This window comes from Sphingobacterium psychroaquaticum, from assembly GCF_004421025.1.
In the GTDB taxonomy this organism is placed as follows: Bacteria; Bacteroidota; Bacteroidia; order Sphingobacteriales; family Sphingobacteriaceae; genus Sphingobacterium; species Sphingobacterium psychroaquaticum.
The window spans coordinates 2433509-2454380 of the sequence record NZ_CP038029.1; the positions used below are offsets into that span (position 1 = coordinate 2433509).

At 39.7% G+C, this 20872-nt stretch carries 15 protein-coding genes and 4 tRNA genes; 10 read left to right on the forward strand and 9 right to left on the reverse strand.

The window, feature by feature from the left end; all coding sequences use genetic code 11:
* Positions 1–15: 15 nt before the first annotated feature.
* The 4 genes from E2P86_RS10300 (at position 16) to E2P86_RS10315 (ending at position 1613) form a co-directional block, all read left to right on the forward strand.
* Positions 16–510: a regulatory protein RecX gene (locus E2P86_RS10300; RefSeq protein ID WP_134432810.1), complete on the forward strand. Its 495-nt coding sequence runs from the start codon at positions 16–18 to the stop codon at positions 508–510.
* 76 nt (positions 511–586) lie between these two features.
* Complete coding sequence (locus E2P86_RS10305) at positions 587–1324, forward strand: DUF6733 family protein (protein ID WP_206367956.1); 738 nt, start codon at positions 587–589, stop codon at positions 1322–1324.
* Between the two features lie 126 nt (positions 1325–1450).
* A tRNA-Gly gene (locus E2P86_RS10310) sits at positions 1451–1523 on the forward strand.
* 5 nt (positions 1524–1528) lie between these two features.
* Positions 1529–1613, forward strand: a tRNA-Leu gene (locus E2P86_RS10315).
* A gap of 79 nt (positions 1614–1692) precedes the next feature.
* Here E2P86_RS10315 and E2P86_RS10320 read toward each other — a convergent pair.
* Positions 1693–2235, reverse strand: coding sequence for an AAA family ATPase (locus E2P86_RS10320; RefSeq protein WP_134432812.1), 543 nt, complete (start codon positions 2233–2235; stop codon positions 1693–1695).
* Between the two features lie 132 nt (positions 2236–2367).
* Positions 2368–2970, reverse strand: coding sequence for an NAD(P)H-dependent oxidoreductase (locus E2P86_RS10325; protein ID WP_134432814.1), 603 nt, complete (start codon positions 2968–2970; stop codon positions 2368–2370).
* A gap of 141 nt (positions 2971–3111) precedes the next feature.
* On the opposite strand from E2P86_RS10325, the gene E2P86_RS10330 reads away from it, so the two are divergent.
* Complete coding sequence (locus E2P86_RS10330) at positions 3112–3435, forward strand: winged helix-turn-helix transcriptional regulator (protein WP_206367957.1); 324 nt, start codon at positions 3112–3114, stop codon at positions 3433–3435.
* A 630-nt stretch (positions 3436–4065) separates the two neighbouring features.
* Here the strand turns inward: E2P86_RS10330 and E2P86_RS10335 are convergent.
* Positions 4066–4455: a VOC family protein gene (locus E2P86_RS10335; RefSeq protein ID WP_085471991.1), complete on the reverse strand. Its 390-nt coding sequence runs from the start codon at positions 4453–4455 to the stop codon at positions 4066–4068.
* Between the two features lie 399 nt (positions 4456–4854).
* On the opposite strand from E2P86_RS10335, the gene E2P86_RS10340 reads away from it, so the two are divergent.
* Positions 4855–6240, forward strand: coding sequence for an NAD(P)-binding domain-containing protein (locus E2P86_RS10340; RefSeq protein WP_134432818.1), 1386 nt, complete (start codon positions 4855–4857; stop codon positions 6238–6240).
* A gap of 55 nt (positions 6241–6295) precedes the next feature.
* Here the strand turns inward: E2P86_RS10340 and E2P86_RS10345 are convergent, their stop codons facing one another.
* Positions 6296–6661 carry a YkvA family protein gene (locus E2P86_RS10345; protein ID WP_085471666.1) on the reverse strand — a complete coding sequence of 122 codons (366 nt, stop codon included), beginning with the start codon at positions 6659–6661 and terminating at the stop codon, positions 6296–6298.
* A 259-nt stretch (positions 6662–6920) separates the two neighbouring features.
* Here E2P86_RS10345 and E2P86_RS10350 point away from each other — a divergent pair, with 259 nt between their 5' ends.
* Complete coding sequence (locus E2P86_RS10350) at positions 6921–7805, forward strand: cation diffusion facilitator family transporter (RefSeq protein ID WP_134432820.1); 885 nt, start codon at positions 6921–6923, stop codon at positions 7803–7805.
* A 79-nt stretch (positions 7806–7884) separates the two neighbouring features.
* Here E2P86_RS10350 and E2P86_RS10355 read toward each other — a convergent pair whose 3' ends face one another.
* Positions 7885–8400: an OmpA family protein gene (locus tag E2P86_RS10355; RefSeq protein WP_085471664.1), complete on the reverse strand. Its 516-nt coding sequence runs from the start codon at positions 8398–8400 to the stop codon at positions 7885–7887.
* Positions 8401–8457: 57 nt separating this feature from the next.
* On the reverse strand, positions 8458–10659 hold the full coding sequence (locus E2P86_RS10360; RefSeq protein ID WP_240775491.1) for a glucoamylase family protein: 2202 nt from the start codon (positions 10657–10659) through the stop codon (positions 8458–8460).
* Between the two features lie 204 nt (positions 10660–10863).
* On the opposite strand from E2P86_RS10360, the gene E2P86_RS10365 reads away from it, so the two are divergent.
* Positions 10864–10936: transfer RNA gene (locus E2P86_RS10365), tRNA-Gly, on the forward strand.
* A gap of 5 nt (positions 10937–10941) precedes the next feature.
* A tRNA-Leu gene (locus tag E2P86_RS10370) sits at positions 10942–11026 on the forward strand.
* Here the strand turns inward: E2P86_RS10370 and E2P86_RS10375 are convergent.
* From E2P86_RS10375 to E2P86_RS10385, 3 genes are all read right to left on the reverse strand, one after another.
* Positions 11020–12540, reverse strand: a complete 1521-nt coding sequence (locus E2P86_RS10375) for a recombinase family protein (RefSeq protein WP_166785184.1) — start codon at positions 12538–12540, stop codon at positions 11020–11022. The two genes, E2P86_RS10370 and E2P86_RS10375, sit on opposite strands and share 7 nt — an antisense overlap.
* 47 nt (positions 12541–12587) lie before the next feature.
* Positions 12588–13514, reverse strand: coding sequence for a hypothetical protein (locus tag E2P86_RS10380; protein ID WP_134432824.1), 927 nt, complete (start codon positions 13512–13514; stop codon positions 12588–12590).
* A gap of 399 nt (positions 13515–13913) precedes the next feature.
* A complete protein-coding gene (locus E2P86_RS10385; protein WP_134432826.1) occupies positions 13914–19265 on the reverse strand; it encodes an NACHT domain-containing protein in 5352 nt (1783 codons plus the stop codon).
* A 243-nt stretch (positions 19266–19508) separates the two neighbouring features.
* Here E2P86_RS10385 and E2P86_RS10390 point away from each other — a divergent pair, with 243 nt between their 5' ends.
* The gene (locus E2P86_RS10390; RefSeq protein WP_134432828.1) at positions 19509–20648 is read left to right on the forward strand and encodes an HNH endonuclease; all 1140 of its coding nucleotides are present in this window, start codon (positions 19509–19511) and stop codon (positions 20646–20648) included.
* The last annotated feature ends 224 nt before the right edge of the window (positions 20649–20872 follow it).

Below are 20872 nucleotides of genomic sequence, written 5' to 3' on the forward strand. Positions count from 1 at the left end.
TTAAACAATTACGGGATGGAATACGGAGAGAGACATAAAAAAACATTTAGCCGATCACAGGCAAAGCTGAAAGCGGAAGCCTTTTGTGCATACCAAGAGCGTGCACAGCAGGAATTGCGCGACAAGCTTTATGAATGGGGATTACATGCGGATGAGGTGGAGGAGATTATTTCAGAACTAATCGTCGATAATTTTTTAAATGAAGAGCGATTTGCTATCGCCTATGTTTCCGGTAAGTTTAGAATGAAAGGCTGGGGTAAGATTAAGATCAAACAAGGCTTAAAATATAAAAATGTGTCAGAAAAAATCATAAAAACAGCATTAAGCCACATAACACAAGAGGAATATCAAGAAAAACTAACAGAAACAATAAAAAAGAAGATAAAAACAGACGGAGAACCGAAAAACATCGCACAAAAATCAAAACTTATACGATTTTTACAATCAAAAGGCTTCGAAAGTGACTTAATTTTCAACGAAACAACAGATATATTGAAAAAATACCAATAAAAAAGAAAAATAAATTATTTATTTCATACCATTTAACTACATTTGATCATTAATCAACCAATAAAAGTTAAATTTTATGAAAAAAAATCTACAAACACTGAAAATCGTCGTGATTTTCGCATTAACAATTAGTTTTAATTTCTCTTTTTCCCAAGAAGACAAAACATCCTATAGTATAGGACTAACCAGCGACCAATTTTTCGGTTTTGCCCCCAATGTAACGGTAGAATATAAATTAAACGACAAAATTGGCGTCTCTGCTTATGGTGTGTTCTGGGGCGGAGGCACTGGTGCCGCTTGGGGCAACTGGACCGAGTTTGGTGGTGGCGTTAATTTGTACCTAGCGGAAGGAATTACCTTAAACCCTAACCTTGGATTTACCTTTGGAAACCTACTCTCCAAAGGTGCTGCCGATGGTCAGCTGGGCGGTATTGCGGGAGACGGCATCGTGCCGAATCTATTTTTTAATGTCGATGTACCTAAATTAGAAAGTGAAGTATATGTCGGCTATTATGCTCCATTGCGCAATGAAGCCCCCGCAAATGGATCAACATTAGCATATTTACATTATTGGGCTAATGCCGGCTATAAAGTAAGTACGTCTTTTTCTTTCGGTGCTCATTTTGAACATCTCAAAAGAACGAAGGATGATATCGGCGGAAAATTAGACTACTACCAGTGGCTGGGCCCATATATCCAGCTAAATGTTCCGAAGATTGTAGGTTTCTTGCGCCTTTCCGCGGGTCCGGAGGTAAAAAATGGCCTACAAGCCAAGGACTCCTTCTATAAGCTGTCCACTGGCTTCACTTTTTAAAAAAATAAACAAAAAATAATTCGCTGTAAAACAGCACCTAAAAGCGCTAGAATGGTAATCTAGCGCTTTAAACGCATATTTTATTTTGAGGTAAACTAGATTTCTTCTATATTTGCAGCACGTCAAGCGAAAGTAGCTCAGTTGGTAGAGCACAACCTTGCCAAGGTTGGGGTCGCGAGTTCGAATCTCGTCTTTCGCTCAGTTGCCTAGGTGGTGGAACTGGTAGACACGCAGGACTTAAAATCCTGTTCCCGTTAAGGGAGTGCGGGTTCGATTCCCGCCCTAGGTACGTAAAAAAACCGTTTCTATACTAATAGAAACGGTTTTTCTTTTTTGGAGAAAAAACAGATCGTCAAAAAGAAAAGTTATCAAATATTACGCAGCACAAAATCACATCGCTCCTCCACATTGCCTTTAGGAACTTCAATTATTTCGTATCCATATTCCAAATAGGTTTCTTTCATTTTTTCAAAGGTGTAAATCGCTTCTTCCCACGTTTGTTTCCTTTCCGTGTCTGTCTCATAAATATCTTCCCAAGGTGGAAGCATAAATACTTTGCTGTGGTAAGGACATGACTTAACTAACGTAATCAACTCTTCTGCAATAGGGATATTTTCCATACTCATGTAACAGACAGTGTCCAAAATCCCCCTATCGAAAAAAACAATTTCGGAATGTTCATCACGTACAATACGATGATAGGTTTCTAAAGAAGCCTTTAACATTAACGCCGAATAATAGGCCTTGTTTTTCCACGGCAACCCTTCTCCGTCCCCCAGCATTTGCTCTTTAATAATTTGCCTTGCATCTTCCGGAACAGCAATGAAACCTTTATTTTCAAGAGCTTTCAGTAATGTAGTTTTCCCTACCCCAGGCCCACCAGTAATCACAAATAGTTTGTTTTCTTTCATATTATTTTACGTTTACCAGTCTTCAGTTACCTCCATTTCTTAGAACACAGTTACAAGCTCCATGAAGCGTTGCAATAATTATACAATGTTTAGGAACAGTATCCAAGGTTCCTAAACATTTTTATGTTCTGGTTATATCGATGCTATTACATCATCTAAAGCGAAACGGGATTTGGGCAAATTACCAGGGTGAGCCCAATCATCTGCATCAGCATAACCTACAGTGACAGCAAAAAGCGGTGCATATCCATCTTGTGACAATATCTCTTTATACATTTTTAGGTTTATTCCCTCCATTGGTGTAGCATCGAGTCCCATGTGGGCACAAGCACTTAAAAAATAACCTAGCGAAAGGTAAACTTGACTTTGCATCCATGCTTTTACGTTTGCCCTTCCATTTGCTTTGACCAGAGGCTCATAGAAACCGCTTACCCAAGCTTCGGGAAGAATAGAGAGATTCCGTTTCTCGAAATGCTCCAAATCTTCCATCACATGAAACACAACCAAAAGGTCTACCTTGTTGATTGAATTTTCATTCATATAAGATTGTGCGGCCAATTTGCTTTTTGTTTCAGTATCCGTGACGAATGTAAATTTCCAAGGCTGACTGTTGATAGAGGATGGACTTAACCTAAGGATTTGTTTTAATTCTTCAATTTGTTCGACCGAGATCTTTTTCGTCGGGTCGTAATTTTTGGTCGCATATCTGCGTTTAGCAAGGTCTAAAAAACTCATATTTTCCACATTTAATTAACTATACTTTTTATAGTTGCAAAACTATGTATAGTTCAATATATTTGCAATAACGGTCAAAAATGATAGTAACAGATGTACAGTATAGATGATAAACAATATCCTTGTTCTACCAGCTTAACAATGAAATACATAGGTGGAAAATGGAAGTCAGTAATCTTGATCCATTTAGTTGAAAAAAAGCGCTATAGCGAACTGAGAAAACTGTGTAAAGTAATCACGGAACGCACATTGAGCCTACAACTAAAAGAGATGGAGGAAGATGGCCTGGTAACAAGAACGGTGCATACCAGCAAACCGCCTTTGAAAGTAGATTACGAACTGACAGAATTTGGTAGAACACTTATTCCCTTGCTCCAATCCATCGCCGCGTGGGGCAAAGAAACTGCAGAAAAGAATAATCGGATAAAAATACTATCTCCAGAGACTCCTTGTCAGGAAGGTTGAGATAAGGTACACATTGACGCAAACTGTGCCTACTTTTATCGAGCGCTGCCCGTCGATACCTTTTGCATATTTCTATAATTCTTATTGCGTGAAAACCAGAAATAAATGTGCACCTAACAGCGCTTGTTTACAAAAAAAAGCAACGTATCGGCAGAACTCTCTGTAGCATCGCCGTATGCAATGGCAGCATCCCGAGCAGAAATAGGCTTACCGTCGGTAGACAATACAGCAAAGTGTCACGGCATTAACTTAAAGACGACAGTGCTACGACATCTTGCTACGGCAAGAACGTGTCGACAACAGTCTTGTAAGCAAAGACGGTCGGAATAGAGGAAATAACGATAGACTATAACACGTAGTATACCCTCTTTGAGGCATTGTCGATCTGTAAAACACTAAATCGTTCTGACTTTGTCGCATCGCGTGACTTCGATGCTACAAAAGTTGCGGAACCATGACTATGTGCTGCGGAAATAGTCCAATAACTGGAGGCTATGCTGTAAAGTACACTCGCGGTGCCACTCAGGACAACGTCGATGCTATAAAGAGGTGCGGCGATATGGCACAAAAGACCACCTTTGCCCAAGATTTATGGCACTAGGGCACTTTAATCTAAATTTGGAGCTCACGTTATTCTTCCTCCTTCAAATCTTCCTGCAGAGCAATCCGGTTGCCTTCTGAATCTTTGAACTCCGCGACAAACCCAAGATCACCATTCGAGGTTTTCGGATAAAGCACCTCGCCACCATGCGCGAGCGCTAAGGTCATTGTTTCATCAATAGATTCCGTGTAGAAGTAAATTATCATACCATCCACGGTAGGCTTATACACCTCCCCTTTTGCCAATGCGCCGGAAATACCTTCCCGCTCGGGCAACAATGGAAATAAAGCCATCTCATTGTGATCGATAACAATGCGCTCAAAATCAAACCCAAAGACAGCTTGGTAAAACACGATCGCCCGATCCATATCAACAACAGGGATTTCAAAATAAACAACAGGATTAGTCTTTCTATTCATATAGGATATCATTATTCAAACGTCACTCGAATCAGTCTCTGCGCTTTAAGGCGTTAATCACCACCAATAGACAGGTAAATATCCGACAAAAAAAGCATTTTAAACGCCATACAAGCTATAAAATTAGCTTTTACGGTCTATTTTTACTATCTTGCTACATTGGCGGAGAACAAAAGTCTTTTACTTTAAGATTTTATCAATTCGTACAAATAGCATTCAGCCTATTTACTACCGCAAAATCGGACATTACAATGTCCCTCTTTTGGAGATTGCACAACAGGGAGACCTGTACGCCTTCTCGTCGTTTTACTCCCTTTTGGAGAGTACCTTGAATCAAGTTAAGATTCGAATTTACAGCAGTTAAACGCGTATGGCTTTGCCATGCGGTAAATTATAATTATGTCAGCATTAAAAGTTGGAATTATTGGCGCGGGCCCTAGTGGACTCGCCATGTTAAGAGCATTTGAGTCGGAACAAAAAAAGGGAAATCCCGTTCCGGAAATCAAATGTTATGAAAAACAAGACAATTGGGGCGGAATGTGGAACTACACCTGGCGTACCGGTGTCGGACAATATGGGGAGCCTTTGCATGGCAGTATGTACAAATACCTTTGGTCCAACGGACCCAAGGAATGTCTAGAGTTCGCGGACTATACCTTTAGTGAGCACTTTGACCAAGCGATCTCTTCGTACCCACCGCGCGAGGTGCTCTTCGATTACATCGAGGGACGCATAAAACAAAGTAACGCACGCGAGTATATACAATTTAATACGGTTGCTCGCTGGGTAGACTACTTACCGGAAAGTAAACAGTTCAGGGTGGTGTTTGATAATTTAAAGAAAAATGAAACATTCGAAGAGCTATTTGATTACCTGGTGGTAGCAACGGGCCACTTCTCGACACCCAACATGCCTTATTTTGAAGGAATAGATAGCTTCCCGGGTGCCGTAATGCACGCGCATGATTTCCGTGGAGCCGATCAATTTAAAGACCAGAAACTACTCTTAATTGGAAGCAGCTATTCTGCCGAAGATATCGGTGTGCAGTGCTACAAACACGGCAGTGCGGGTGTCACCATCTCCTATCGTTCCAATCCCATCGGCATGAAATGGCCTGAAGGCATGGAAGAAAAACCTTTAGTCACGCATTTTGAAGGCAATGAAGCATTCTTTAGAGATGGAACGAGTGAAAGTTATGATGCAGTAATCCTGTGTACGGGCTACCAGCATAAATTCCCCTTTCTGCCCGATAACCTGCGGTTGAAAACAAAAAACTGCCTGTATCCGGATGGCCTTTACAAAGGTGTAGTCTCGCAAGCCAATGAGCGGCTCTTATTCTTGGGTATGCAAGATCAGTATTATACGTTTAATATGTTTGACACACAAGCTTGGTTTGTTCGCGACTATATCTTAGATCGTATCCAGTTGCCCGATCACACGGAAAGAGCGCAGGATATTGCGCACTGGATGGCTACAGAAGCGGCTACAACAACGGGAGATGAACATATCGACTTCCAAACTTCGTACATCAGGGATCTTATGCGCTATACCGACTATCCACCATTTAACTTGGATCAGGTTGCGGCTATGTTTAAAAGCTGGCTGCAGGATAAGGAAGATAACATTCTCTCCTACCGCGATAAAGTGTATACCTCGGTCATGGATAATACAAAAGCCGAAAAACACCATACCTCTTGGATGAAAGAACTCGACGATAGTCTGGAGCGTTACCTTGGGGAAGAAACGCTAGCCGATGCGGAAGCGCCACATCCCGCAAACGCCTAGTCCTATTCTACGTGCAACAAAGCCCTCAAGTGATCACTTGAGGGCTTTCTATTGCTTAGGTAGTTTTACCTTTATTTAATAACGTGTAACGTTTCATCTCGTCCGACAGTTTTGAAATGGCATATCCAACAATCGTTACATCATCCAGCCAGCCCAACAAAGGCACAACATCCGGGATGGCGTCTAGTGGTGAAACCACATAGAGAATAGTCCCCACGATAACCGACATGTTCCATTTATTCATTTTATAACGCCCTGCCAGCGTATCTTTACACATCACAACCAGTAATTTAAAATCATCCATCTTATCATCTAGACGAGCGGCCTTACTATCTGCTTGGTTTAAATCGTTTTGCGTTATTTTTTTTGTCCTAAACAATTCGAACAACAACAAAGCTCGATCTAAAGAAACTTTTTTCATGCTATACAATTATGTTAATCCATGTTAAGACTTTCGTTTACTAGGTAAAGTTTAATAGCCCCACCTAGGCGATAACGAAAACCTCCAAAGGAACAAATATACAGGAAATGAACCAAACCCGATGATGGGAGAAGAAAGGTACGCGATAATGCTACTTTTTGAAGACAAAACTCTAATTTTGTGATGAATTTAAGGCGCCACACGAATGGCGCTATCTGAAGTTGAAATTATTTTGCGTAACAACATAAAGTTTTGAGGGATGTCCAACGAAGAATCAGCAATTAAAACGACATACTACAGTATCTTTACCAGCTTTACATTAGCTATTGTAAAATGGTTAGGTGGTATTTTCGGTAATTCCTACGCCTTGATTGCCGACGCTATTGAGTCTACGGCAGACATCTTTTCGTCCTTTTTGGTGTTGCTCGGCCTCAAATATGCCAAGCGACCAGCAGACTCTTCACATCCTTACGGGCATGGAAGAATCGAACCGCTTGTCACCTTTATTGTCGTAATTTTCTTAGTATTATCCGCCTTCGTAATCGCGAGCGAGAGTATAAAAAATATCCGTACCCCACATGAGCTACCGAAGGCATGGACACTTATTATCCTGGGGGGTATCATTATCTGGAAGGAAATCTCTTTCCGCATTATTATGCGGAAAAGTAAGCTGTTGAACAGCACCTCACTCAAAGCGGAAGCATGGCACCAGCGGAGCGATGCGATCACTTCTGTTGCGGCATTCATTGGTATTGCTATTGCGATCTTTTGTGGCGAGGGCTATGAAAGCGCAGACGATTGGGCCGCACTCTTCGCGTCAGGATTTATCTTATACAATTGTTACGGTATATTTCGTCCAGCTTTAGCCGAGATTATGGACGAACATCGCTACGAAGAACTGGAAGAGGAAGTGCGCCAGAAATCGCGTAACGTAGCGGGTGTGCTGTTGATTGAAAAATGTTATATACGAAAGATAGGTATGCATTTTCAAATCGACCTACATGCTGTAGTCGATCCCAACTTAACTGTACGAGAAGGACATGAGATTGCCCACGCCTTAAAAGATTACCTGATCGATAATCTGGCCAATATCGGAAATGTCTTTGTGCATATTGAACCCTTCGAAGAGAAAGCAATCTCATAATAAGATCCAACAAAAAAGGAGCTTTTAGTAAAAGCTCCTTTTTTGTTGGATATCACTGCCTGAACGACAGATATACTATTTAGTTCAAAATAATAACCTCTACACGGCGATTTTTCTGACGACCTTCTGGTGTTTTATTATCCGCTACAGGTTTTGTTTGCCCCAATCCCTTTGTTGATATGCGCGTTCCCGAAACACCCGAATCTTCTAAGAATTTCTTGACAGATGCGGCTCTTTTATCGGAAAGCCATTGATTATACTCTGGCGTACCCGTAGCATCGGTATGACCATCTACACGCACTTTCTTACTTCCTTCATTTTTCATAATCTTAGCCAATTTACTAAGTTCTACTTTGGCTTTATCTGTCAAATAAGACGAATTTGTTGGAAATAAAAGATCCGAAGATAATGTGAATTTAATCCCCTCATCGGTGCGCGATGCATCCTCAAATTCTGTTTTTACATTTTTAAGTCCATCGTCCGTTCCGTCTTTTGTAACAACAGCACCTGGATTCACCATAATGGCCTGTTGTTTACAGGATGTAAAACCAATAGCTGCAGCAAAAAAAAGTATAAAAAAACCGTTATGTTTCATGAATTGTGAATTAGTTGATTACGTAAAGATAAGAATTTCCAAGATTTAATCCCCCTTCTAGTTGCCTTTTCCTTCCTCTGGGAACAATTCAGCACGCAACTTCTTCATTTCAGGAATCTCCGCATACAAGCGCCAAATTAATCCACTCCGTGCATTTTCTATCATTACAGCGAGTGAAGCTTGGTTTGTTGCGAAATATTCGTCAGAAACATCGTTGTTACGCAGATCCAACCACGCGCGAAAACCGTACTCTGTAAAAAAATTGTCACCAAAATTTTCATAGAGGGCCAGCAGCGAACGCTTACCTTCCTCCGGCATCAGAAATATAGATGAAGGGCCAATTGCCGGATTGATACGATATGTACCGATACTATCATTAAACTGATAAAATCCCCAAATATCTGAATTTGTAGACCCGACTCCCGTTTCATTATCCCGTCGCTTACGTACTTTGATATAACTTCGAATGGCCTCTTCGTATTGAATCGCCGGATCCCGCAATATTTGTGGGTTAATCGTAAAGAAAGGTTTATAGACATTCAGCAGACTGCCTTTTTGGTAACCAAAAATAAGTCTTTCCCCATATAGCAGGGTATCCTTAAAAATGGAGACCCTTTGGCTCAGCTTAGCGCTCAGACTATCTTGTTGTAAGATAAAAGCGGGCACAGGTAGAATTCCAGGTAGGGCAATTGTCGAATCTTGAAAAATACCATGCATTGCACCTCTATCAATCGGTGCCATCTTCACCCCATTTTCGTATGCGGAGACCGGTAGTTTATATTTCGGCGCCCCCATACCAAGCATATAGGCATTGATGGATTCATTTATGCCGCCAAGGGACGGATACTTATTTAGCGTATCTACGGCAGAAAGGCGCTCAACGAGTACATCTGTCGTGCCAATCGCGACCGCCTTATCCCATTGCACACTTTCCCAAAGCTTCGTAATCCGGTTCCGTAGATCCAGTTCCAATTCATTATCTTTTGAAAAATACTGACGCGCAACCAAAAGCGCCTCTATCATAGAGGAGGTTGCTAGGACGTCATAAGAGGCCTGCTGTCCACTGCGGTATTCGGGCAGTCCTGAACGCCCATCAAAGTAAGCCGGAAAAAAGCCATATCTATTCTGTCCTTTCATAAGAAAGTACACCATCCGTGATATCCGATTCAACGCCACTTGCCGATTGATCACATTCTTTTCTATACCGACCAGTAGACTGAGGACTGAATTACCACTTTCTTTCACGGATACAACCGCTTTATCTTTCGAACGAAACGGTACATACATCCCACTATTAATGTCATAGTTCTCTACAAAATAATTGATATGGGCGGTCTGCACTAAATCGAGCAGTTCTTCTTGGTTCATTTTTGTCGTTTTCACTTCACGAACTTCCGAAAATGGAGATTCCAAATAGTTGAAATCGACCCATGCGATCTTATAATAATATGTCTTATTCAGATCGTCTACGTAATCTAAGCAGCTCTGCATAAAGATGGGACGTATTGCCACTGGTTTAAAATCCTTATTATCCTCTGAACGATAGATTTTTATGTAACGAATGGAGGGCGTAAGTGGCAGTTGCCATTGTAGACGTACTTGTCGATCAAATGCTTTAATAGATGATAAGATCGCTGGTGAAGTGAGCTTCACATTGGAACTATTCTTCGGCAAAAATTCTACCTGATCGATAAAAATATGGTGGTTCGCATCACTCACCTGGTTCTGGAAAAGACTTATCGCGGTGATCGCTTCGTCAAAATATAGGTTTTTAAAGCTCGAGATAGGAATTTTTACATTCAGCCACATGTTGTAGTCAAAATCCTCGATATAAGAACTGAGATCTAACAACGTGGTTTGTGAAGCCTTTTGCGTAATAGCGATCTTAGGAAGATCTTTTTTCTTGGTATTCTCGGAATCAATATAAATCTTAAGGATCAAAAAATCTGAATTATCGACTTGATAGTTGAATTTTTGTCTACTGTATCTTAAATCAACGCGCCACTGCCCTTCCGCAGCAGATCTATAACGTAGCGAAAGGGAATTCCCTGGTGTAAAGAAAAGCGTGTCAGACACGAGCAAATGTTTGTTTAGGTTCTCTACCCATGAACTGCCCTCGTATTGCACCTGACTCTTCGCATATACCCCACTGACCAAGCTATTATCAAAGATAACTTCGGGATAGGTGTCCGCTTTAATGATGCCTGGAGACATCACAAATAGATATATAAAGACCAAATAGGATAAAAATCGCATCATACTCATATTGACTTACGACAAAATTAAGCAATTATTGAACCAATAGTACAAAAAAGTCAGTTTTTACAAAAAACTTACGCAATGTGTTGATGAGGCTCAATAAAAATATCAGCCACATTCTTAACGATTTAGCGTGATAAGCATAAAAAAAGCATGAAATAATTTCCAAGATTAGATTTTCTATCTATCTTTGCAGCACGTCAAGCGAAAGTAGCTCAGTTGGTAGAGCACAACCTTGCCAAGGTTGGGGTCGCGAGTTCGAATCTCGTCTTTCGCTCAGTTGCCTAGGTGGTGGAACTGGTAGACACGCAGGACTTAAAATCCTGTTCCCGTTAAGGGAGTGCGGGTTCGATTCCCGCCCTAGGTACGATCCGGGACTGATGTCCTAAAATTATTGGGCTGTTCAATTTTGAGCAGCCCTTTCTTTTTGATACCCAGTGCGTTATCTAAGAAAATCGGATCAATCGCAGGTGTTCTAAATTCTCCCTCGCAATACGTGATTTTTTCTTTGAACACCAGTTTTATTAAAGATTGACGCTTTTCCGAACAAGCATTTTCATACACATTCCGCATATTAGAAAGCAGATCGAAAGAGGCTGTAAGGGTCTCCATCGGATCACTTTGAGATAGCATATTGGCCTGTTGTACTTCAGCTTTCAGCATAGCAAGGTCTTTCCTGAAACGTTGGCTAAACTTAGTATAGGTTTCATCATCAATTTTATCATTGACGTATTTTTCGGTAAGACCATCCAGCTTCTGTTGCACTTCCGATATAGCCCTGTTTCGTGCAGAAATAACCTGCACAGACTCGCTTTGGGATTCTTTTAAAAGAGACTTCGCCTTTTGGGTAATGTAAGCGATCTGTTCCGGTGAGAAGCTGATCGCTTCCAATAATTCAGCAAACTGCTCATGCATGACCTCACCCCTATAATTCTTTTCCGTATGATGGATGCAACGGTAATAGAGATAATACTTTTTCTTTCCTTTGGAAAAGCCGGCCGTCATATGCTGACCACACCAGCATTTGATCAATCCCCTTAACGGGAACTCTTCTTTAGGCTGGACTTTAGTCGGCCTGATATTACCTAATAAATGCTGAGCATTCCAAAAATCTATCTCCGAAACAAGAGGCCGATGTATTCCTTTGATAAACTTCTCCGGCCCATATTTATCCTTTGGAATTCTTACAAGGCCGGCATAGAGGCAATTGCTTAAGATCCGCGTAATAGCACTATGCCCGTTATTTTTAAAACCTTCGCTTTGTACAATAGTCTTTATAACAAATAAAGGTGTGCCGGAAAGATAAAGGCTATATATCCTTTGAACCAATGCCGCTTCCTCGTCATAAGGTACTAACATAACTTTATTGCCTATCTCCTTTATCTCTTCCTTCTTATAACCATAAGGGGAAGCCTGGACATAACGCCCGCTGAGGTGTGCCTGACGAACCCCATCCATTGTACGTTTTCTGATGCGCAGCAATTCCTGGTTTGCCATCATATAATCCATAGCCCGCATGATAAATACATTAGGGTCCTTCGTATCGAGATCAATGGCCTCCTTGCAGGCCAATACCTTAAGATCAAATTTATCCTCCAACTCATCAATCTTGGTCAGCGCCTCAACCAGGTTCCTGCTAAACCTGTCGTGATCCATAACAATAAGATATTTGACACGGCCCTTCAGCTTTTTTATCTCACATTCCAATGCTCTGTAATTTGGGCGATCAAAAGACATGCTACTTTTACCATTGTCGATATATATTCCGACAAGATTTAAATGATACCGTTCACAATAAAACCTGATGTTACGCTCCTGATAATCCAGGGACTCTTTTGACTGATCTTTGCCCGATAATCTAATATATCCGAATGTATCCATGTTGCTTAGTTTATATAGAGGCATTGTTCCCCAATGCCTCTTTTGTTTTAATATCTGTAGCTAATCAATTGCACATTATAGGTGCCTGTCTTTATATTGATATCCGGCCCGTTGAACCGTGAGGTAGTAAGTGTACATGAATTGCAATCACCTTCACACCAATAGGCGCCAGCAATCCCAATATCTCCGCGCTTTAAAGAACATCCGCCCTTATCGGAACAACTGCAAGATGCCTTTGAGGATGCCAGATTGCCAATAGCCGATCTCACGAAATTATCGGGTAGAATTACCCCCATTCCCCTGCCCATTATACTTACGGCTACGAGCGAATAACCTCTTGGGGCAGCAATTGATCCATCGGGTAGGCTAATGGGCTTTTGAATCTCTTTCCCTTTATAAGCCATATCCATAAATCTTGAAAACTCCTTTTGAAACACTTCCAGCTCCAGTAACGCGGGAAATACTGCCGGTGCGCTTTCACCATTTTTTAGTAATCTCGTTTTCGCCAGTGGCGAGAAGTATCCGCCACTTTCAAGGTCAAAAATTCTTCCATTCTGAATTACACTTTGCTCCATCGTACAATTAGTACAAGTTCCTACACACCCTTGCGTACTCCCGAATGGGCTATGTGATTTAAAAGGTTTACAGGTTCCTGAAGTATTGCAGGTACAAGTGATCGTCTTTTTAGTCAGCGGTTCGAACTTTACAAGGTTATTCTCTTTGTCGAAGCCTACGTAACTCCAGTCGCCTGACGCAACAACAGCTAATCCTGCTCCTTCTTCACTGATTGTTGAATTTAATGGAGACCAGCCTAACTTCCCTCCTTTCCCTGGCGCCTGATCCCATGCAGATGATTTCTTAAGGAGCTTTGAATTTTCAATTTCCACTTTGCCTTCTTTATCCTTTTGACAGGAATAAATGATCAGGCACGTTAATAGTGCAAGCGATAAGATCGCCGTAATTACTTTTTTCATGATGACATGTTTAAATGAACGATTTGTTTGCGCGGTTTATACCGCCTCAACAAAAATGCGTTCATTTAAAACCGGGAATTGACAACCTTTAACAACCTTGTACTTTTTTGCTCATTGTAGCGCTGGAGGCACCCATAGCATTTTGTACAGGCCGGATGTAGTGATTTTCAGGAAAATTGAAAGGACCAATCTTCCTACAATTAAAAAGTATATCAAAGTCAGCAACGTAGAGCTTGTTGAATTGATCGGCTATCTGGTAGATTTCGTTACAGCTGTATACGCAGCCATAAATATCTTCGGTATTGACGTGCAAAAGCACATAACCAGTGATCAAGAACTTTCCACGAGATTCTTGCACCAGACTGCCAATAAAAAATCAGTCAGAGATATTTTACTCAATCAATCCTTATTTGATGCTGCGAAAACTCGTAGGACTTTACAAATAGATTTGATCTCAGGAGTTCCATTGGCGGCACCAAATTCCATAACTTCATACAGCACTTTAGGGTCAATCTTTTCATAAATTGTCACACTGTGGTTTAACAGTTCTCTTCCTTTGAATTTAAAGCTTCGGTTGTTCTGGTTCATATATTGGGAACCGTCTTCGAAAATAAAAATTGCTTCTAGGCCTTGAAGATAAGCGGTACGAGAATAAGGCTCGGATTTCTGATCGACATAAAAACAGATTAGAGCAAGCATCCACAGCATAAGGGTCCGATCTTCAAAATGAATATCTTTTTCAAAGCGGCCTAATAGTCCCTTTATGTGATCTGCAGTTAGCTTACTTAAGTATGTGAAGTCTTTTTCCTCCACCTTTTCAGCCACATAATCCAGAATCCGATAAAGTAGCTCTCCTTTCAATAAATAGTAGCTATTTTCAATTACATCGAATAAGATAGCCAATAATTCAACTGGAAATGTAATATTCAGGTTGAAAAGTTCTTTAAAATATTCATCTATTTCGTTATGACGTTGATGCTGATTGTCCTTGATCCGGTCGATCAGCGTTTTTACATAAATCTCTTTAGAGCCTTTTCTCTCCAGCATCATCTCTTTAATTAGATAAACAGTGGATCTTAGATTGGCGTTTGCTGGCTGACGATAGAAAGGCCAACCAATTCTATCTCCAGCAGTAACCAATGTTTCAAAGTCTATAGTTTCACTTCGACAGAAGGCTATAATTGACTTGAATAGTAATGCTGTTTTGGACTGTGCTTCCGCAAAAGAATCTTTAATTTCGGTTTGATAGAGTAGGCTGGAAAGAATTCCATCAAGGAAGGCAGAAGGAATATCACTGCTGTCTACCAATAGCTTGTCAACACCAGTATGATCTATCAACTGTATAAGCTTTGTTTTGTTTTCTGCGAAAAAATTCAAATAGTACGGATTTGATCTATCGCCTATAAAATTGAGCGTTGAGTCGCCATTGCGATAGAGTAATGAACAGATTAAATCGTCTTGGCAACCATAGGTCTGTAATAAATTTACCAGTTCTGATTTCGGCACTGTACTAAACTCACTAGCTATTATGGCCAACTGATAAAGAACAGGATTGTAGTCTTTTCTTTCATTGATAGCTGGAAATCCTGTCAGTTGCCATGCTGCGATACCTATTGGTGCTGAAATTGAAGGATACCTTTTGCAAATTGTTTTGAACCAACGGTAGGCAAGATCCAATTCATGGATACCTATGTTGTTGTCATCAAAAACTAATTTTTTTAAAATGTTTAGGGCAATATCTTCACTTGGCGATTGAATGAGTTTATAACATTCGTATAAAATTGGATAATTGCCGGTATCTGTTTTTATGGATTCGGCTCCTACTGATAATGCCAAAATAAAGTCTGGGTTGGTGAATGGAGCTTGATCAAAACGTAGAAAGTGAAACAAAGCCCAAGAACTATCCTGGCACTCCTGCAAGTAAACTTCGGCCTGTTCCTGTAGCGTGAGATTGCTAAGTTGAAAATAATAGAGTTGATGGCTAGCTTTTTTGCTTTGATGGGGACCTCCACTTTTAAACGCCTGGATTATTAATGGAAGCAGTGTTGAATCCTGAGCCAATGAATTTAAGCCATCACTCCCAATATAGCTGGAATCATGGTCAAAATGATCCCCCCGACCTAATAACCCTCGAACCAATTCTTCTCGTTGGGATGTTTGTAAGTTATATTTTTGATGATAAAGAATAAATAGCGCATAATATCTAGCACCTTCCGGTAATTCTGGAAGTAAGCTCGCCAAGCGAACGAGAGTTTTTTGATCATAGTTTAATTTCATGCAAAATCGAATCCATTCTTGAGACTCTGAAATCCTTTTATCAGCGGCTCGTACTGAATTTTCAAGTTCTTTGAAACTATGCTCGGGGAAACAGGCCAGTAAAATAGTGCTGGCATTGAATCGGAGGCTGAAATCCAAATTTTCTGTTGCAATCTGTAGACTTTCGCGATAAGGTGGGTAGCTTTCTAACAAATTACGAAAGGCTTCCCGTATCTCAGGATATCGAACGATAGGTATATATTCCTGCATATAGCGAACTACATGTAGAAAATGATGAATGTGGATTTTTTGAGAGCCTAATAAAAGCTTTAACGAGTAAAAAAGATAAAGTTCAGGTATATGCTCTTCGTCTTTTTTAAATGGAGTAAACTTAAAAAGATACTCGAGAGACCGCTCTTGATCAATATTCAAGACTTGATCTAGTATCTTTCTAATCACTGGGGTTTCATAATCCGTCCAGTCAGTTTGTGTGAGAAGGGGGCGTAAAATAATGTAAAGGTTTCTAACTTGATACTTTTCATATAAAAGTATGGCAGCATCTTTTGCGCCTTTGTGCATGTTTAAGGCAATAAATGTTAGGTATGGTTTTAGTCCTTCATCACCAATACTTTTTACTAGGCTATTAAAGACTTGATTATCTCCTCTAGCTGCCAGGCTTAGTGCTGATTGGAGTATTGTTTGGTTCATCGGGCCCTCGCTCAGTTCTAACCATAATCGCACAGCTGTTGCCTTTGAGAAATGGTCCCTGGCTGATTCAATTTCGAGTGCATCCAAGATCAATTTCAATTCCCCTGCCTGAATGCAGTTGTCGATGACGCTTCTGCTGACAGTGTATAGAAGACGGTCATTGACGCTGTCAGCGACAAGACGATATCGTTGATCTGGGGTGAACGCCTCTGGTATAACCAAGGCTAATTGGGAAAAAATTTCTCCACACCAGCCGGTTTTCGCAGCTATATGGTAAGGAACAATACCAGAGAGTGCATTTCTTTCCCAATTTGTTAATTGGAATGAACGGATGGTAAAATAGTTCTTCAGAATATGTGCGATAAGATCTTCATCACTATGATGGGTTGGGTGTGCTGGATTCAAGTACTCTTCAAAAAACCAATTGAACCCTATTTCCCCAGCTAGGCTTATGGTATCAGCTAGGACATAAGATGAATAGGAATCGGCGGTATTGAAAGTTCCTTCAGCACGCCACACTGTTAACGGTCTAAACTTTAGTAGACTCACTAGCTCAAAATAGTATTGTGCTATCTTTTCGTCTTTAGATTCTGAAACAATAGATGCTGCATAAGAAGTGTTGGCTTCAAAGTTCAAAAGTTCAGCCAAAGCTGCCCTTAGAAATGAAACAATCGTTTCAGAATAACCTTTCTGACGGCAGATCGATGTAGCAAAAGATACTGCGCGCCAATTATTAGTGACAATCTCAAGTTGGAAGTCTGGTTGCCGCATTAGATTGGATAATGCAATGCCGTACGAAACCTCAAAAAGTGGCTGAGAGGTAAACGAAAAGGCTTTATCGGATTCCTGAAGGAAAATATTTTTATAAAATTGTATCGCTTCATCAACTACGGCATTTCGGCCAGGAATTTGTCCAATATTTTCATTTATCAGTTCGAATAATTGCGCTTCATGGATAAATTGTTTATCCGTACTAGCAATTGCTGCAGCAATAACCCCAATCAGTTTCTCTCGTTGGTAGGTACTTGGAAAGGCGTCAAAGAATTTTTGGTAACTTGATTTTGCATCGGTACTGTCCCAATCTAGTCGTTTTGTGAGAATCTTGTACATTAGGGTGCCAAGGCTTTCCTCCTCTAACGATTCTGTCAAATAGTCGCGAATCAAACAGATGATCAATGGCGTTTTAGCTATGCTAAAAAGCTGTTTTCGAGCGTTTAGGAAATGTAATCTACGCTGAGTGTCAGCTTCAGCCTCTTCGTCATTGGATAAGCCATTGTTTAAAGCTTCATTTTTGAGGAGTTGGTAAATCTCGTTTTCAGTCAAATCAACTGTGGTAAGGCAGTTCCAATCATTGAAATTGACTATGTGCTGAAGCTCCAAAGGACGTCCAGTGGCAACAACTGTGATATTCTCGTTATTACTGACTATTGTTTTTAAATGCGCAATGAGGCACTTTGTATCATTAAGTCCCAATTCATCCAATCCATCAATGACAAGAGTTGCCTGTTGCTGGCTTCGTAAAAGCATTTGAAGATCAAATTTTTTTTGTCCAAGCATAACATTATGATTGACAAAATTTTCAACAACAGCTAAGAATGGTTCAAAATCTAATGTGATTCTGCCTTTTAAGTAACTAACTGGTATAAAGATAACAGTGCGCTCAAGCAGAAGGGTCTGATCAATTACAAATTGGCTGATTAACGAACTTTTCCCACTACCTATTTCCCCGAAAAGAAAATTCGGTTTTGATGAATTTATTAGCGATCCGATCTCGCCTGTAATCACATCTTGGGGAACCATTTCGTGTAGGTTCGATTCAGATAGATTTTTTGGGTTGATGCGGATCTCATTTGAGTGTTTTTTAATAACTCGCTTCAAGTAAAATGGGGACGAGTTGCCAGGTGTTAGGGCATTGTATTTTGAGATAAGGAAAGCTTCAGTAAATTCGATGGTTTTACTTTTGAGTTCTGAATAATCTTCGTCAATAAATGAGTATAAATTCGTGGGAATTTGATCATTTTTAATTTTATAGAATATATTTTGAATCTCAGTATTATTTAGAAAGCGCTGAGTTGTATCACATTCGTATTGATCATCTTCCAACCGCTCACGTAGCCATGCACGGACGAATTCCTCTTTGCCGTCAATAGGAATCTGATGCCGCTGGCTGTAATTTCGTATGGCTTGGGTAAGTTCCGATTTGACCAAAATGTGGTCTGGCATGCCAAACTTCCAAACAATCTGTTTAAAAAAATTATACCATTGCGTAGGACTCCAAGCAGCTAATTCATTATAATGATTGTTCTTACCTTTATATTGTTTTTCGTACTCCTCCAACACCAGAGTTCGACAGATACCCATTAATTGCTCATTAACCTCACCTTGGGTATCCAAAAGAGTTAAAATTGGACCTTCAGGCAAAACAATTTCTAAATTATCGAGCTTGGAAGTTTGTTTTTCTTTAGCAATAGAATTGGTACTATAAAAACTGAAAAGGACATTCTTGCTTTGCCCAATCGTATCTTTCATCCAATAGTCAAGAAAGTAAACTATAGTATTAAGTATCTGTGGGCTGACAAAAGAAAAGTTTCGAGAATCATAATTCTTATTTTCTTCAATATGTTTACGATTGTCACTGTAAATGTAAACGTCACCTGCATATTCAATTGCAATATGAAGTTGAGCGTTAGGGTTGTTCTCTATAGTATCGAATGCCAGTTTAAGAGCCCTGAGTTTTTGAAGAGTAATTCCTTTAATCTTATCTGATGCTTCTCTTATAATGTCCATAATAATGTGCTATTCGGTAAAATTACGGAGAATTACCCTGTTAATGAACCTATTATGTAAGGAAGAAGAACTAAGGGTAATTATCTCATTGTTAAGTCGGCGGGAGCATTAACCGTATACCGATAAATCAATCGTATTTAATTATATCCAAATAACTATATTTTTTCCACTAATGCAAATTGTTATATTTAATTAAATGAAACAACAATAGAAATATTTGAAATCCTTAATGTTAAATTAGCCATGCCGAACTGCTATAATTGTAAAACCGAATTAACAGAATCAAATAAAAGTAAAGAACACATTATCTTAAATGCGTTAGGTGGTAGGTTAAAGTCCAGTGATTTGCTCTGCATAAAATGCAATAGTGATATGGGAAGTAGCTGTGATGGCGTTTTGGCCAAACAATTTGCCTTAATTAGTGCAATACTCGATATTTCAAGAGAAAGGAAAGAAATTCCAATAATCAAGGGAGGCAAATTAAAAGATGGAACTGAAGTGAATCTATTAAATGGCAATACTCCACGTTTAGCAAATCCCAAATTAGAATCAAGAAAAATTGAAGGAGGAGTTGAGTATAAAATAGTTGCAAGAGATGAGAAAGAAATGCAACAACTTTTGTCAAGTATAAAAAAGAACCATCCTTTATTTGATATTGACAAAGCTATGGATTCAGCGAAAAATAAAAAATCCAGCTTAAAACAACCAATCACTTATCAACAAGTATTTGGTGGAGTAGAAGCGTTTCGTTCAATTGCGAAAACAGCTATCAATTACTACATTTATAGGAAGGGTAATCCCGAGAATATTGTGGAACTAATTCCATTTCTTTTAGGTAAAAATGAAATGGATATTGTAAAACATTTTCACCCTAATAAGTCTATATACAAAAAAGAGTCTAACGAAGTAATACATCTTATTCACTTGGTTGGTAATAAGCATAGTAAAACTTTGTATTGTTACATAGAATTTTTCAGTTCACACTCTTATCTTGTAACGCTTTCACTCGACTATAATGGGCCAAATATCTCACATACTTATGCATACGACCTCCTAAATAATAAGGAAGTAACAAGAGTTGTACAACTGAAGCTAAAACGAGATTTTCTAATAAACTTGAATACTTCTTTTGATGATTTTCCCATCGTGCAGGAAAAAATGAATAGGCTATTGAAAATTGCTCATCAAAGACAATTGCAGAAAGAGCAAAACAGGATAATTGAAAATGCTTCAAACGAGATTTTTGCTACGAAATACAAAAATGAAAAGGTCATTTCTGAAATTATGATGCATGAATTTATAGACAAAGTAGCCACAGAAATTGCTTATTTATGGCATGGAGAAAGAGTACAGACTTTTGGGGATATGATAGATAATAATTAATTACTTGCTATTCCAGTATCATGACAGATAAAAGAACACATTTTTTTGCGCGGTCTGGCGCTTTACTAATCTGCAATGAATACTCCCTCCTATTATTATTTTTTACAGGTTAGCGGAAACCTTTGGGATAGAGCTCTTTATGGCATCGGAGCTCCAGCAGACTTCCGTTACTTAGGTTGTGATCATTGTGATTGCTATAGTCCTATCCGCTTGAGGCGTCTCGA